This window comes from Duganella sp. HH101, from assembly GCF_001758795.1.
GTDB lineage: Bacteria > Pseudomonadota > Gammaproteobacteria > Burkholderiales > Burkholderiaceae_D > Rugamonas > Rugamonas rivuli.
In genome coordinates this window covers 16,437-31,546 of record NZ_LRON01000038.1, presented here as the reverse complement: position 1 = coordinate 31,546, position 15,110 = coordinate 16,437, and the positions used below count along the sequence as shown (strand labels likewise).

General features: G+C 67.5%; 11 protein-coding genes. 3 read left to right on the top strand and 8 right to left on the bottom strand.

Annotated features, from left to right (window positions below):
* A partial coding sequence (locus DUGA2_RS31170; RefSeq protein ID WP_141753438.1) for a chromate transporter occupies positions 1-658 on the top strand: 658 nt, incomplete at its 5' end.
* A gap of 11 nt (positions 659-669) precedes the next feature.
* Complete coding sequence (locus DUGA2_RS31165) at positions 670-1,794, top strand: sulfotransferase (protein WP_070273189.1); 1,125 nt, start codon at positions 670-672, stop codon at positions 1,792-1,794.
* 32 nt (positions 1,795-1,826) lie between these two features.
* On the opposite strand, the gene DUGA2_RS31160 is transcribed toward DUGA2_RS31165, so the two are convergent.
* From DUGA2_RS31160 to DUGA2_RS31140, 5 genes are all read right to left on the bottom strand, one after another.
* Positions 1,827-4,346: an ATP-binding protein gene (locus tag DUGA2_RS31160; RefSeq protein WP_070273188.1), complete on the bottom strand. Its 2,520-nt coding sequence runs from the start codon at positions 4,344-4,346 to the stop codon at positions 1,827-1,829.
* Between the two features lie 9 nt (positions 4,347-4,355).
* Positions 4,356-5,372, bottom strand: a complete 1,017-nt coding sequence (locus DUGA2_RS31155) for an ABC transporter substrate-binding protein (protein ID WP_070273187.1) — start codon at positions 5,370-5,372, stop codon at positions 4,356-4,358.
* A 24-nt stretch (positions 5,373-5,396) separates the two neighbouring features.
* The gene (locus DUGA2_RS31150) at positions 5,397-6,620 is read right to left on the bottom strand and encodes a hybrid sensor histidine kinase/response regulator (protein ID WP_070273186.1); all 1,224 of its coding nucleotides are present in this window, start codon (positions 6,618-6,620) and stop codon (positions 5,397-5,399) included.
* Positions 6,621-6,689: 69 nt separating this feature from the next.
* The gene (locus DUGA2_RS31145; RefSeq protein WP_229214818.1) at positions 6,690-9,983 is read right to left on the bottom strand and encodes an EAL domain-containing protein; all 3,294 of its coding nucleotides are present in this window, start codon (positions 9,981-9,983) and stop codon (positions 6,690-6,692) included.
* Between the two features lie 105 nt (positions 9,984-10,088).
* Positions 10,089-10,730, bottom strand: coding sequence for a hydrolase (locus DUGA2_RS31140; RefSeq protein WP_070273185.1), 642 nt, complete (start codon positions 10,728-10,730; stop codon positions 10,089-10,091).
* A gap of 111 nt (positions 10,731-10,841) precedes the next feature.
* On the opposite strand from DUGA2_RS31140, the gene DUGA2_RS31135 reads away from it, so the two are divergent.
* Positions 10,842-11,747: a LysR substrate-binding domain-containing protein gene (locus tag DUGA2_RS31135; RefSeq protein WP_070273184.1), complete on the top strand. Its 906-nt coding sequence runs from the start codon at positions 10,842-10,844 to the stop codon at positions 11,745-11,747.
* A 5-nt stretch (positions 11,748-11,752) separates the two neighbouring features.
* Here DUGA2_RS31135 and DUGA2_RS31130 read toward each other — a convergent pair whose 3' ends face one another.
* From DUGA2_RS31130 to DUGA2_RS31120, 3 genes are all read right to left on the bottom strand, one after another.
* Positions 11,753-12,295 (bottom strand): molybdopterin-dependent oxidoreductase, encoded by a 543-nt coding sequence (locus DUGA2_RS31130; RefSeq protein ID WP_070273183.1) that lies wholly within the window; start codon positions 12,293-12,295, stop codon positions 11,753-11,755.
* Positions 12,296-12,310: 15 nt separating this feature from the next.
* The gene (locus DUGA2_RS31125) at positions 12,311-14,314 is read right to left on the bottom strand and encodes a TonB-dependent siderophore receptor (protein ID WP_070273182.1); all 2,004 of its coding nucleotides are present in this window, start codon (positions 14,312-14,314) and stop codon (positions 12,311-12,313) included.
* 163 nt (positions 14,315-14,477) lie between these two features.
* Entirely contained in the window at positions 14,478-15,020 is a 543-nt protein-coding gene (locus DUGA2_RS31120; protein ID WP_070273181.1) for an NADPH-dependent FMN reductase, read from the bottom strand.
* Positions 15,021-15,110: the final 90 nt, after the last annotated feature.

Genomic DNA, 15,110 nt, shown 5'->3' with positions numbered 1-15,110 from the left:
GGCCGCCACGGCCGCGCCGGTCGCCACCGCCGCCGGCGCCGCCGGCAGCTTGCGCGCCGCCGCGCTGCGCCACGAGTTGCCGCTGGCCCTGGCCGCCGGCCTGCTGCCGTTGAGCGGCATGGTCGCCTTCAGCGCCAAGGCCGGCCTGCTGCTGCAACTGGCCGCCGTGTTCGCCGGCATGAGCCTGCTGACCTTCGGCGGCGGCTACGTCTTCATCCCGCTGCTGCAGCACACCGTGGTCGACACCTACGGCTGGCTGGCGCCGCGCCAGTTCGTCGACGCCCTGGCGCTGACCCAGCTCAGCCCCGGCCCGGTGATGATCAGCTCCGCCTTCGTCGGCCTCAAGGTGGCCGGGCTGGCCGGCGCCATCGCCGCCAGCGCCGGCATGTTCCTGCCCAGCGCCGTGCTGATGATCGCCGCCAGCGGCGCCATGCAGCGCATCCGCGGCTCGGCCAGGGTCCAGGCGGCGCTGCGCGGCGTGCGCGCGACGCTGGCGGGCATGGTGTTTTCCGCCGCCTACACCCTGGCCGGGCTGGTGCAGCCGGGCTGGGCGGCGGTACTGATCTGCGCGCTGGCGCTGTGGGCGCTGGCGCGCTGGCATATCGATGCCGCCTGGGTCGTGCTGTGCGCGGCGCTGGCCGGCTGGCTGTTTTTCTGAGGAGAGTTGACATGAGCACTACCGTATCGCCCGGCGGCCCGCAACGGCCGCGTCCCGTGATGATGATACCGCTGCGCCGCTGCGGCAGCCACGCGCTGCGCCTGCGGCTGAACCTGTCGCCCCAGTTCTATTCGCCCTACCCGCTGCACATCGTCGACCTGATGCCGCTGCTGCCGCTGTACGGCGACCTGCGCGACGACCGCGCCTACTTCAACCTGGTGGTCGACGTGGTCGGCCTGCAGGCCGTGAGCATGGTCAAGTGGCCCGACATGGTGTTCGACCCGGTCGAGCTGTTCGAAACCCTGCGCGACCAGCCGCGCAGCGTGCACCGGGTGGTGTGGGAGCTGCTGCTGCGCGCGGGCGAGCGCCAGGGCGCCGGCGTGGTGATGGACAAATCGCTCGACAGCGTGCACTACGCGCCGGAGCTGATGCGGCTGTATCCGGACATGCTGTTCGTCAACGTGGTGCGCGATCCGCGCGCGCAGGTGGCGTCGATGAACAAGGCCATCATCCACGAATTCGACACCCTGCTCAACGCCCAGGCCTGGCTGGCCGCCCACCAGGCCGCCGACCACGTCATGCGGCAATGGCCGGAGCGGGTGCTGACGCTACGCTATGAAGACTTCCTGTCGCGCCAGCAAGCCACGCTGGAGGCGCTGTGCCGCTTCCTGGGCATAGGCTTCCTGCCGCAGATGCTGGACGTGGCCGCCTCGCGGGAGGCGCGCCAGCTGGCGCAGATGTCGGCGCTGTGGTCGTCCAACTGCTATCCGCCGATCGCCGCCAACATCGACAAGTTCAAGCAGCAGCTGTCGCTGGAGGAGATCGAACTGGTCGAGACGCTGACCGGCGGCTATATGGACCGTTACGGCTACACCCGCCTGACCGCCGGCAACGCCGCCGGCCTGCCGGCGCTGCGCGAGCTGGCCGCGCACCGCTCCAGCGCCGGCCGCGCGCAAGCCTGGTGCGACCTGGAACGCAGCAATTTCCGCGACTATGCGCTGCGCCGCAGCCGCGCCGACTACCTGGCCCAGCTGCGCGCGCGCCTGCAGCTGCACGCGCCCGGCCGCGCCGGCGCCGGCGCCGGCGCGGTGGGGCTCGAGCGCCTCGATCCGGCCATGTTCGAGGTCGGCGACTAAGCGCAGGCCCAGCGGCCGGCGGGCGGCGCGGCCTAGCTCAGATGCCCGCTGCACCTGGCCAGCGCCAGGCGCAGCTCGCGGATCTTGGGCGGCTTGCTGAGCACCTGGTCGACATGCACCGGCGCATCGCCGCTGTCGGGGATCAGGCGCTGGCCCCAGCCGGTCAGCAGGATGACGGCAACGGCCGGCGCCACCCGCTTCACGGTCTCGGCCACCTTGCGGCCGTCGACATACGGCATGCCGAGGTCGGTGATGACGACCTCGTAGCCGCGCCCGGCCGCCTCGGCCTCGCCGAACAGGTCGATGCCGGCCTGGCCGCCGTCCGCCTTCGTCACATGGTGGCCGTCCAGCCGCAGGATGTTTTCCAGCGAGGCGAGCACGGTGGGATCGTCGTCGACGATCAGGATACGCAGCCCCGGCCCCGGCACGTGCGACGGCGTCACCGGCACGCCGGTGTCGGACACCAGCGCCACCGGGAAGGACATCTGCACCGCCGTGCCCTGGCCCAGCCTGGAGACGATGGCGATGCGGGCCGAATGCCGCTCGGTCATGCCGTACACGGTGGCCAGGCCCAAGCCGGTGCCGCGCTCGCCCTTGGTGGTGAAGAACGGCTCCAGGCAGCGCCGCTGGGTCGCCTCGTCCATGCCGGTGCCGCTGTCGGCCACCTCGACCTGCACGTAGGGGCCGGAACCGTCGTCCATCCGCTCGGCGTAGCGGGTGCGCAGCGTCACCGCGCCGCCGTCCGGCATGGCGTCGACCGCGTTGAAGATCAGGTTGGTCAAGGCTTCGCGGATCTCCCCCTCGACCCCGAGGATGGGCGGCAGGTCCTCCGCCAGGTCCTGGCGCATCTCGATGACGATGCCGCGCTGCTGCGGCATGTCCGACCAGCGCGCGCGGGTCAGGTCGACCACGTGCTGGATCATCAGGTTGACGTTGACGGTGCTGTGCGTCAGCTGCGGCTCGCGCTGGCGGTAGAATTCCCGCATGCGCGCCACGGTCGAGGCCACGTCGTCGATGGCGCGCTCGATCACCTGCAGGCAGGAACGGCCGTTCTCGCTCAGGCCATGCTCGGTTTCCAGCAGCGATTCCGCGTACAGGCCGATCGGCGAGATGGCGTTGTTGATGTCGTGCGCGATGCCGCTGGCCATCTGCCCCAGCGCCCGCAGGCGCTCCTGCTTCGTCACCTGCACCTGGCTCTGGTGCAGGTCGTCGTAGGCCTGCTGCAGCGCGCCGTACAGCCTGGCCTGGTTGGCCGCCAGCGCCACGTGCTCGCTGAGCTGGCGCAGGAATTCGCAGTCGGTGCTGGAGAAATCGCCGCTGGCCGAGCGGGCGACGATCAGCACGCCGAACACGGTGCTCTCGGCCAGCAGCGGCGCCAGCACCATTGAGCGCATGCCGGCCTGGGCCAGCCGCTGCGGGAAGGGGAAGTCGACCGCGCGCACGTCCGGCTCGTACACCAGTTGTCCGCGCACGCAGCGCGACAGGCCGTTCTGGTCGATGCCGATGTGCGCGCCGTCGCCCATCGCCATCGTCTGCGCCAGCGGCCGGCTGCGCAGGCCGACGCAGCTGACCTCCAGCGCGCTGCCGTCATACATGCAGATGGCGCCGAAATCGATGGGCAACTGGTCTTCCAGGCAGCGTATCACCACCTGGAAGATGCTGGGCAAATCCTGGCGGTCGCCGATCGAACGGGTGATCTGGTGCAGCAGGCTCATACGCGCCAACTGGGCCACCACCTTGCGCTCGGCCGCCAGCCGCTCCGACACCTCGGTCTGCAGCGCCACGTTGGCCTGGATCAGTTCGTCGCGCGAGACCGTGGTCTGCCGCAGCCGGTCCACCATGCGGTCGAAGGAGCGCGCCAGGCTGCCGATCTCGTCGTCGGCGCGCGCATCGAGCACGAAATCCAGGCTGCCCGCGCCCACCACCTCGGTGGCCTGGTGCAGCCGCGACAGCGGCTTGGAGACGCTGCGCAGCGTCAGCCCCATGGCGCCGATCACCACCACCAGCACCAGCCCCCCCAGCAGCGCGCCGGAAGCGACCAGCTTGGACTGCGCCGACAGCATGTTGGCGCGGCTCAGCCGCGCCAGGTCCTCGGCGTCCGACATCATCGACTGGGCGCGGTTGATCATCAGCCCGGACAGGCGCGCCTCCAGCTCCAGCAGGATGGCGCGCCGTTCCGGCTGGCGCGCGAACTCGCCCTGCAAGCCCTGCAGCTCGCCGAACAGGCTGCCCAGCGACTGGTGGCGCTCGCGGATGTCGGCCATCAGCGCCAGCTCGGCCTGGCCGGCGAAATCGCTGTCGCCGGCGATCACCGCCTGCAGCGAGCGGTGCCGCTGCAACCACTGCGCCCGGGTGCGGCTCTGGTGGTGCAGCACATACTCCAGCGACAGGTAGCGCAGCGCGGCGGCGCCGCGCAGCACCTCGCCGCTGACCGCGGCCTTGGCGATCTCCTGCCGCATCTGCTGCGTGGTGCGGGCGAAGATCGCCGCCATCACCGCCAGCAGGATGATGCAGATGATTTGCGCCAGCTTGAGGCGGGTGGAAATCTTCACGCGCGGCCCCTAGTAGATAATGGTCACTTCGCCCGGCAGCACGGCCTTGAGGCCGTCCAGGTAGACGTGATCGAGGAAGTTGGGCACCTCGCGCGCCTTGCTCAGCTCGCCCTTGATCGCCCAGCGCGACTGGTCTTCCAGCACCAGCAGCAGGCTCTGGTCCAGCGCCAGCCCGAAGTGGTGGGCGGGCCAGGCCGCCAGCATGGCCGCCCGGCCCTTGGGCGACAGCCGGGGAAAGAACGCCGCGGAGGCGGCCGGATTCTGGATGCAGAAACGCTCGCCCTGGTCCAGCGCCCGCAACAGCCGCACCATGGTCTGCGGATGCTGCTGTATATAGCCGGACAGCGCCACCATGTTGTAGATGCTCTCGTAGACATCGGCGCCGGTGAAGCGGATGGCGTTGGCGCCCAGGCTTTCCTCGGCCGCCGCCAAAAAGGGATCCCAGCCGCTGATGGCGTCGACCAGGCCGTCGGCCAGCGCCTGCGCCAGCGCGTCCGGCGGGTAGTTCCGCAGCTCGACGTCGCGGCTGTCGAGCCGCTGGCGGTTGAGGAACACGTCCAGCGTGAAGTGGCCGGAAGTGGCCAGCGTCACGCCGATGCGCTTGCCCTTCAGGTCTGCCGGCCTGGCGATGCCGCGGTCGCGCCGCGCCACCAGGCCGTGGTCGCGGCCGGTGCGGAAGATGGTGCTGACCACCTGCACCGGCACGGCCTCCATGGCGAAGAACATGATGGGAATATCGGCCACGGTCGCCATGTCCGCCCGGTTCGCGACGACGGCCTGCAGCGCTCCCCTGCCGCTGGTGTAGGGCTGGAGCTGCACCGACAGCTGCTGGCCGGCGAAATAGCCCTGGGCCTGGGCCGCCAGCACCGGACAGGCGCCGACATACTCGGTGTTGGTGGCGATGACGATGGAGGTGGACGCCGGCGGCGGCTTGGCGCCTGGACGCAAGGCCAGCCACAGGCAAACGCCGGCAACGAAGACGGCGACGGCAAGCAGCAACAGGGCCTTGAAATCCCAGCGTTTCATGCGGACTCCTGCGAAGGATGGCGGTCAGGTGGCGTGGTGCATCGTGGCGCGTGCTCCAGCGGCGGTGGCCGCGGTGTGGGTCAGTGGCAGTTCTATGCGGAAGGTGCTGCCCTCGCCGGGCTTGCTGTCGACGCCGATGGAGCCGCGCATCGCCTCGATCAGCCGCTTGGTGATGGTCAGCCCCAGCCCCGTCCCCTCCTCGTCGGATTCGTCGACGCCGGCGCGGGCGAACGGCAAGAAGATGGTTTGCAACTGCTCGGCCGTCAGGCCGATGCCGCTGTCGCTGATGGCGATGCTGGCGTAGCCGCGCAGGCCGACGTGGCAGTCGACGCTGACGCTGCCCTGCGGACGGTTGTATTTGATGGCGTTGGAAAACAGGTTCACCAGGATCTGCTTGAGCCGCATGCGGTCCACGCTCAGTTCGAACCGGCAATCGGCCGGCAGCAGCAGCGCGATGCGGCGCTTCTCGGCCAGCGGCGCCACCAGCGCATGGACTTCGCGCAGCACCTCGTCGAGCATGACCGCCTCCAGCACCAGCGACACCTTGCCGGCCTCGATCTTGGACAAGTCCAGCATTTCGTTGACCAGCGACAGCAGGTGCTTGCCGGACGAGACGATGTTCTGGGAAAAGCGCTGGCGCTCGCCTTCGCCCTTGGGGAAGCGGTCGCTGGCCAGGATCTGGGCGAAGCCGAGGATGCTGTTGAGCGGCGTGCGCAGCTCGTGGCTCATATTCGACAGGAAGGCCGATTTTTCGTGGTTGGTGCGCTCGGCTTCCTTGCGCGCCGCCTCCAGGAACAGGTTCACCCGGCCCAGCTCGTCGATGCGGTCGCGCAGCGCCGCCTCCAGCTTGACGTTTTGCTGGCGCAGCCGGCGCGATTCCAGCGCGCGCGCCAGCACCGGCAACAGGGTGGCGGCCTTGAAGGGTTTGATGATGTAGTCGAAGGCGCCGATCTTCATCGCCTTGACGGCGGTGTCGACGGTGCCGGCGCCGGTCATGATGATGCAAGCGATATTCGGGTCGAGCGCGCGCGCCGCCTCGATCAGCGCCAGCCCGTCCATGCCGGGCATGTTCATATCGGTCAGCAGCAGGTCGTAGGCTTGTCCGCGCAGGTGGGCCAGCGCCGCCTCGCCGGTGGTGAAGCCGGCGGCGTCCAGATCGTGCTGCCCCAGGACGTCGCACAAGGCTTTCAGGTGCACCGCCTGATCGTCCACGACCATGATGCGCGAACGCGGGACAAGCTCGGACATACCGCCTCCCTCAACCATTGTTGGGCTCATTGATTATGCCAAGTTTATCCGCTTAAAAACTCACCAATACTATCCGTCGTGCACACGCTCGGCACCGCGCGGCGCCTTGCCGAACATCATGCGCTGGTAACGGAAGGCATCGCGGATATTGGCGCGCAGCGCATGGTCGTCCCAGGGCTTGGTGTAGAAGCGGTAGATCTCGCCGCGGTTGATGGCGTTGAGCACCGCGTCCACCTCGATATAGCCGGACAGGATGATGCGCACGGTCTCGGGATACAGGTCTTTCACGCGGCTGAGGAATTCGGTGCCGTTCATGCCCGGCATGCGCTGGTCGCTGACCACCACCTGCACCGGATGGCTGGCCAGCAGGTCGAAGGCTTCGGCGGCGGTGCTGGCGCGCAGCAGGCGGTAGCCGTCCGGACGCAGCAGCCGGGTCAGCGCGGCCAGGATGGCGGGCTCGTCGTCCAGCATCAGCAGGGTCTGCTGCTCGCCGGGCGCCTCGTCGGACGGCAAGGCCAGGCAGCGCTCCTCGCGCAGCAGCGCGCCGAAGTCGTCGGGCGGCAGCGGCTTGCTGAACAGATAGCCCTGCATCTCGTCGCACCGGTGATGGCGCAGGTAGGCCAGCTGCGGCGCGGTCTCCACGCCCTCGGCGATGACGCGGAAGCCCAGGCTCTGGCCCAGCGCGATGACGGAGCGGACGATGGCGGCCACCTTGGGTTCGGCCAGCATCTCGCGCACGAAGGACTGGTCGATCTTCAGGTAGTCGACCGGGAACAGCTTCAGGTAGGCCAGGCTGGAGTAGCCGGTGCCGAAATCGTCGATCGACAGCGCGATCCCCATCTGCTTGAGCCCCGTCACCACGGCCACCGCGCCCTCGACGTTGTGCATCACCAGGCTCTCGGTCAGCTCCAGCTCCAGGTAGCGGGCGTCGAGGCCGCTGTCGGTCAACGCGGCCTGGACTTCCCGGCTCAGGCCCGGATCGCGGAACTGGCGGGCCGACACATTGACCGCCACCCGCAGCGGCGCCAGGCCGGCCTGCTGCCACGCAGCGTTCTGGGAGCAGGCGCTGCGCAGCACCCAGCGGCCGATCTCCACGATCAGCCCGGTTTCCTCGGCGACGCCGATGAAGCGCGCCGGCGACACCATGCCCATGCTCGGGTGCTGCCAGCGCACCAGCGCCTCCATGCCGACCACGGCGCCGGTGCGCAGGTCCAGCTTGGGCTGGTAGTGCAGCCGCAGCTCGTCGCGCGCCAGCGCGTGCCGCAGTTCGGCCTCGATCATGGCGCGCTCGCTGATGCGGCTGTGCATGGCCGCCTCGTAGAACTGCAGCTGGTTGCGGCCGGCCTCCTTGGCCCGGTACATGGCGATGTCGGCGTGCTTGAGCAGCTGGTGCGGCTCGCCGCCGTCCAGCGGGTAGACGCTGACGCCGATGCTGCACGTGACCGTCAGCATCTGTCCGGCCAGCGTCATCGGCGCGGCGATGGTTTCCTGCACCTGCTGCAGCAGCGCCGACGCCGGCGACTCCGGCGCGTCCGACAACAGCAGCAGGAATTCGTCGCCGCCCAGCCGGGCCACGGTGTCGCTGTCGTCCAGGCAGGCGCGCAGGCGCACCCCGACCGTGCACAGCAGCTCGTCGCCGGCCTGGTGGCCCAGGCTGTCGTTGACCAGCTTGAAATTGTCGAGGTCGATGAACACCACCCACAGGTGATGGCCGTAGCGCTCGGCATAGCCGATGGCCTGGGCCATGCGGTCGCCGAACAGCGCCCGGTTCGGCAGGCCGGTCAGCGGATCGTGGTTGGCCTGGTGCTCCAGCTGCACCTGGTAGTTGATCGACTCCGTCATGTCGGTCAGCACGCACACGTGGTGGCTGGGCGGACCTTCGACGGCGGGCACCGGCGCCACATGCAGCCGCGCCCACAGCAGGTGGCCGTCGCGGTGGACGATGCGCAAGGTCATCGTCACCTCGTGCGCGCCGCTCAGGGCCGCGCGCAGGGCGTCGCGGTCGCCGCTTTCCTGCTCCAGCAGCATGTCCAGGCTGCGGCCGGCCGCCTCCGCCTCGGCATAGCCGAACAGCCGCGTGAAAGCCGGGTTGGCATAATCGATCAGCTCGCCGGCCGGGCCGTGGACGGTGATCACCACCGCGTTGTCGCTGGCTTCCAGCGCGCGCTGGCGCAGCTGCAAGGTCTGCTCGGCCTGCTTGCGCGCGGTGATGTCCTCGATCGTGCCCAGCACGCCGATGATGTTGCCGCCCTGGTCGTGGAAGGGCAGCTTGTTGATCAGGTACCACAGCACGCTGCCGTCGCGCTGCGTCAGATGGTCTTCGACGTTGAGGCGGGCACGGCCGGTGGCAACGATGTCGCGGTCGTCGGCGCGTATCGCCTCGGCGTTGTGGCGCCAGGGGAAATCGTCGTCGGTCTTGCCGACCACGTCCTCGTTGGCCGCCAGGCCGGCGGCGGCGGCAAACACCGCATTGCAGCCGCCGTAGCGGCCGTCCAGGTCCTTCCAGAAGATCTGGTGGGGAATGTGGTTGATGACCAGCTGCTTGAGCTCGCGCGACGCGTACAGTTCCGCCTCCATGCGCAGCTGCCCGGTCACGTCATGGGCGACGACAAAGCGCGCCTGGCGGCCGGCGATGGTGACGGAATGGGAGGAAATCTGCACTTCGATACGGCTGCCGTCGGCCTTGAGGTGGGTCCAGTTGCCGGCCCTCTCCGTGCCTTTGAGCGGCGCGGCGGCCAGGTTGCGCTCCAGCGCGGGAATGTGCTCGGCCGGGCGGATGTCCTTGATGGTCATCTGCAGGAACTGCGCCTCCGTGTAACCGTAGTGCGCCACGGCGGCGGCGTTGACGACCAGGAAGCGCAGCGTCTGCAAGTCGTAGACCCACATCGGCTGCGGATGGTCCTGGAACAGCCGCTTGAAGCGCAGCAGCGATTCGTAGACATCGTAGTGGCTCAGGTCATAGGCCAGGCACAGGAAGTGCGCCGGCCGGTGCCCGGTTGCAGGTTGCAATTCGATGGACTGGGTCACGGGATGCAAGCTGCCGTCGGCGCCCCGCAATTCCAGCTCGCCGTGCCAGCAGCCATGTTCGCGCGCGGCCGGCAGCGCCGTCTCCTGCAGCATCAGGCCGGCCCAGTCGGCGTACAGCCGCGCCGCCGGTTCGCCCGATCCGCCGGCGCCCAGATGCTGGCGGGCATACAGATTCGAGGCCGCCAGGCGGCCGTCCAGCGTCACGGTCAAGACGAAATACGGGCACTGGTCGTAGCTCGGTTGCGGATCGATGGGCGGCGCCGCGTGCTGCCACGCGCCGGCGCCCGAAGGCATGGCATGGCTGCGTGCTGCGGTGACTGGAGGATCGAATTCCATGATCGAGTAAGCGTCGCTTGACGCCCCGGAAACTTCTTCGACCCATCTTAGCAGAAGCCAATAAAGCGGCGCGCACCGCTTTCAGCAGTGCGCCCGCCCTCGCGCTTACTCCGCGCGGTCGTACGAGAACTGGATGCCTGCGGTGCCGCCGGTGGAGACGAACAGGTCGATGAAGGCCGGCACGGTGTCGGTGCGTTTCCAGTCGCGCTGCAGTTCGCAGAACAGTTGCACGGTGCTGATCAGCTTGCCGCCAGCCTGCTCGATGCGGCGCAGCGCCATCTCGTGCGCGGCCACCGAGGTGCCGCCGACGGCGTCGGCCACCACATACACTTCATAGCCGGCCTTGAGCGCGTCGAGCGCCGGGAAGGTCAGGCAGGCTTCGGTCCACAGCGCGGTCATGATCAGCTTCTTGCGGCCGGTGGCTTCCACCGCCTGGCGGAATTCCACGTCTTCCCACGAATTGATGGTGGTGCGGTCGATGGTCGGGTAGTCGCCCAGCACCTTGCGCAGTTGCGGGATGGGCGGCTTGTTCAGGCCGGTCTTGACGTTGACCGTCGAGTGGATGATGGGCAGGCCGTAGGCCACGGCGGCCTTCGAGCTGCCGACGATGTTGTTGATCAGCAGTTGCCGGTCCATCGAGGCAATCGAGTTCACCTGCACAGGCTGGTAGTCGATGATGACAAAGGCGCTGTTCTGCGGCGTCAGCAGATGGTCGGTGGCGGGATCGCGGATGGTTTCGCTGGTCATGGGGTACTCCTTTGGTTGAAAAAACAAGACTGCGCACATAGTAAATCCTTAACATAATTCTCGGAAGTAACATAAAATGCCGTCAGTGTTCTCCAATTGGAACAATGAGCCATCATGGATTTAAACGATTTATATTATTTTGTCAAAGTGGTCGAACACGGCGGCTTCACCCAGGCCGGCCGCGCGCTGAACATGCCGAAGTCCAAGCTCAGCCGGCGCATCGCGGCGCTGGAGGCCGAGCACAATGTGCGCCTGCTGCAGAGGACCACGCGGCATTTCTCGGTGACGGCGATGGGGCAGGAATTCTACGAGCGCTGCGTCGGCGTGCTGGTGGAGGCGCAGGCGGCGCGCGAGGTGATGCAGCGCGAGCATTCGGAGCCGCAGGGCATCATCCGCATGAGCTGCCCCACCGCCCTGCTCGACTATCGGATCGGCGACCTGGTGGCGCGCTTCATGGCCGAGTATCCCAAGGTGCAGGTCCACCTCGACGCCACCAACCGCCGCGTCGATGTGCTGGGCGAGGGCTTGGACCTGGCCTTGCGGGTGCGCTTTCCGCCGCTGGAGAATGTGGACCTGGTGATGCGCGTGCTGTCGTCCAGCCCGCAGCGCCTGGTGGCCAGCCCGGGCCTGCTGGACGCCTTGTTCGCCGGCCGCAGCCGCCCCGCGGCTCCGGACGATCTCGACGACCTGCCCAGCCTGGACTGGGGACCGTCGCGCGACCATGTGTGGCAGCTCGACGGCCCCGACGGCATGGAGGCGCAGGTGCGGCACCGCCCCCGCTACATCACCGACGACATGACGGCGCTGCGCCAGGCGGCCCTGCGCGGCACCGGCCTGGTGCAGCTGCCCTACATGGTGGTGCAGGACGACCTGCAGCAGGGACGGCTGGTCGAGGCGCTGCCGGGATGGGCGCCGAAAGGCGGCATCATCCACGCCGTGTTCCCGTCGCGCCGGGGGCTGTTGCCCGGCATCAGGCTGCTGATCGACTATCTGGCCGAGCACATCATCAAGGAGTGAGCGCCCTACTCGGCGATCTTCTTCACCTCGATCGATTGCAGCCATTTGACATGGCGCGGGCCGCTGCGGATATCCTTGCTGGAGACCATGGCGATGCGGCCCTCGTCGTCGCCGAGCGGCTGGCCGTCTTTTTCGAAGTAGACCAGCACGCCCTCGCCCACCGGCGAGTTGAACAGCTCGGACCATGAGAACACCACCTTGTAGCCATCGCTGGCGGTGGCGATGACGACCATCTTCTTGACGTCGTTGTGGTCGCGCGACACCACGGCAGCCTGTTCGAGCAGATCGCGCAGGCGCACGCCCTTCAGGTTCGCCAGTTGCCCGGCGTTGGCGCCGCCCTGCCGCAGCAGCGGCAGCTCGCCCAGTTTCTGCGCCGGCAGCTGGCGCAAGTCCGCCACGCTGAGATTGAGCGCGTGCTGCACCGCGCCCGTCACGGCCAGGCGGGTCGTGACGAATTGGGCGGTGTCGCCATCGGTGGGGTGCGCGGCCGCGTGCACGGCGGCACCCAGCGCGATCGTAAAGCACAGCTTGCGTAACAAATAGCCCATCGTCTCTTCCTTTGCTTAGTATTGATAATTGACGTTGCCGAACCACTGGCGTCCGGCGCTGGGGAAGCCGTCGGCCAGCGCATAATTCCGGTCGCGCAAATTGCCGACACCCGCCGCCACGGCGACGCCGCGCACGGGCCGGTACACCGCTTTCAGGTTCAGCGTGGCGTAGCCCGCCAGTTGCACCGTGTCCGACGCCCAGCGGCTGCTGTTGCGCTCGGCGATGGCGATGAGGTCGACGTCGTCGCGTGGGTGCAGCATGGCTTGCGCGGTCAGCTTCTGTTGCGGCACATCGGTCAGGCGGGTCGTCGGCGAGCTCAGGTTCTTGAGCTCGGTGTAGGTGTAGTTGGCCGCCAGCTCGACCGCGCTGCCCAGCTTGCCGCGCGCATCGAGCTCGATGCCCGACGAGCGGACCCTGCCGATATTGCGCATCTGCGACTTGATGCCGGAGACATTGGCCACGGCCTGGATCTTGTCGCCGATCTCGCTGTAGAAGTAGGCGGCCTGCAGCCGGCCATCCTTCCACGGCTGGCCCTGGTAGCCGATCTCATAGTTGCGCGCGGATTCGGGCCGCAGCGCCGGGTTCTCGATGTAGGTGCCCAGGCGCTGCGAGTAGCGGTCCTTCAGCGTCGGCAGGCGCGACTTGTGGGCGATGGTGGCGTACAGCCGCGCGCTGGCGGACAGGTCTTCGAACAGGCCGGCCTGCCAGTCGTGCGCGGTCTTGGTGTCCGGCAGCGTGTAGGGATTGCCGGCGCTGTAGACGGTCTGCGGCCGCAGCTGATGACGGCCCGCGCCCAGCGACAGCATGGTTGACGGGCGCAGCTGGACATTGTCCTCCAGCGCCAGCGACGCCAGCGCATCCTTGAAGATGGCGTTGGTGGCGCCGGCGCCGTCGCGTTCGACGTGTTTGTCCACCTTGTAGTGGGCGATCAGGCGCAGCGTGTTGATCGCCGCCTGCTGCGCTTCGAGTTCCATCGACGCGCCGCTGGTCCAGTCGCTGTAGATGCTGCGGCCCGTGCCCAGGCTGCCCGCGCCGGAGGTCTTGAGCGTGGTGTAGCTGCCGTTGGTGTAGCTGTCGACTTCGTTGCCGTAGTTGTCGTGATAGGCGCGCACCTTCAGCGCTGCGCTGCTGCCGAGCGCGGTGCGCGAGATGAAGTACACGCTTTCCTTGTCCCAGTACCGCCACTGCCAGTAGCGCGCGGTGGCCGGATCGGTCGATGGCGGCTGGCCTTTGCTGCCGTGCTGCTGGTAGTAGCTCAGCGCGTACTCGTCGCCCGCGCGCGGCGTCACGCCCAGCTTCAGCGACACCTTGCTGTCGCGCCGGTAGGCGTTGTTGCGCGCGCCGCCGTCTTCGCTGGCGGTCGGACGGAAGTCGGATGACAGCGGAAAGTTGTCGCTCTGGTCGTAGGAGGCGCCGGCCTGCACATACCAGATGCCCTGTTTGCTGCCGACGTTGGCCGAGGCCTGGCGCCCGTGTCCGCTGGCCCAGCCGAGCGCCGCGTCGCCTTCGAAGGCGGCCGTGGGCTTGCGCGAGATGAGGTTGATGGCGCCGCCCAACGCGTTCGGCCCGTACGCCATCGAGCTGAAGCCCTTGGCCACCTGGATGCTGGCCAGGTCGGCCGTGCTGAAGCGGGCGAAGTCGACGTAGCCGTCGTACGGCACGTAGACCGGCACGCCGTCGATATACAGCGGCACCTGGCGCGCATCGAAGCCGCGCACGGCGATGGTTTTTTCATTGCGCGAATTGGTCGACAGCGTCACGCCCGACAGCAGGTTGAGCGCATCGCCGACATTGTCGCGGTTGAATTGACGCATTTCCTTGCGGCCGATGACGGAGGCCACCTGCTCCTTGCCGATTTCGCCCACCTGATCCAGCGTGCCGGTGACGACCACGGCGCCCAGCTCGAACGGCCGGGCCTCGCCGCCCTGTTGAGCGGCCACATTGCCGCCGGCCCCCAGCGCCAGCAGTGCCGACGCCATCAGCGTCAGCCGGCGGCCGCGCTTTTCCTTCTGATCCATATGACTTCCCCATGTAAAAAAACCTTAGCCCCGGACCTTAATGGGCCCGGGCCAATAGCGCAATATAGTTTGCTATATAGCGATTATCGCAACAAAAAAGGTTTTATGGGATAAGCAAGAAGGAGTAGATACCGCCATTCACCGACGAAATGGCGGCGATACCTTAAGCGGCGGGTGCTGTTTCCTTCAGCGCGGCCACAGCCTTGACCAGCTGGAGGTTCAATTCCTCGTGCTTGAGCACGCCGAGTTCGAGATCGAAGTTGTCGTGGAAGCTGGGGATGGCAAGGCTGGCTTTGACGTGGCCGCCAAAGAACGGTGCGGAACCGGTCGCCGCTGCCAGCACGCTGGCGCCGCCGCGGGCGCCCGGCGAGGTGGACAGGAAAACCAGGGGCTTGTTCTGAAACACCTTAGGCTCGATGCGCGAGCACCAGTCGAACAGGTTTTTAAAGGCCGCGCTATACGAGCCATTGTGTTCGGCGAACGAGATCAGCAGTGCATCGGACGCCGCGATTTTTTGCAGAAAAGCCCGGGCCAATTCAGGATGGCCCAACGCCGCTTCCCTGTCGATGCTGAACAGCGGCATTTCGTAGTCGTTTAAATCCAGTACTTCGACCTCCGCACCGTCCACCAGACCGGCCGCGTAAGCCACTAATTTTTTGTTGATCGATTTACTGCTATTGCTCGCTGCGAATGCCAATAACTTCATATTCCGCCTAAATTCGCAAGCATAGCAAAAATATGGTTTTTTGATCAATGTTTTTAAGTCCGGCCGCCGCCGCGAAGACGACGGCCGGAT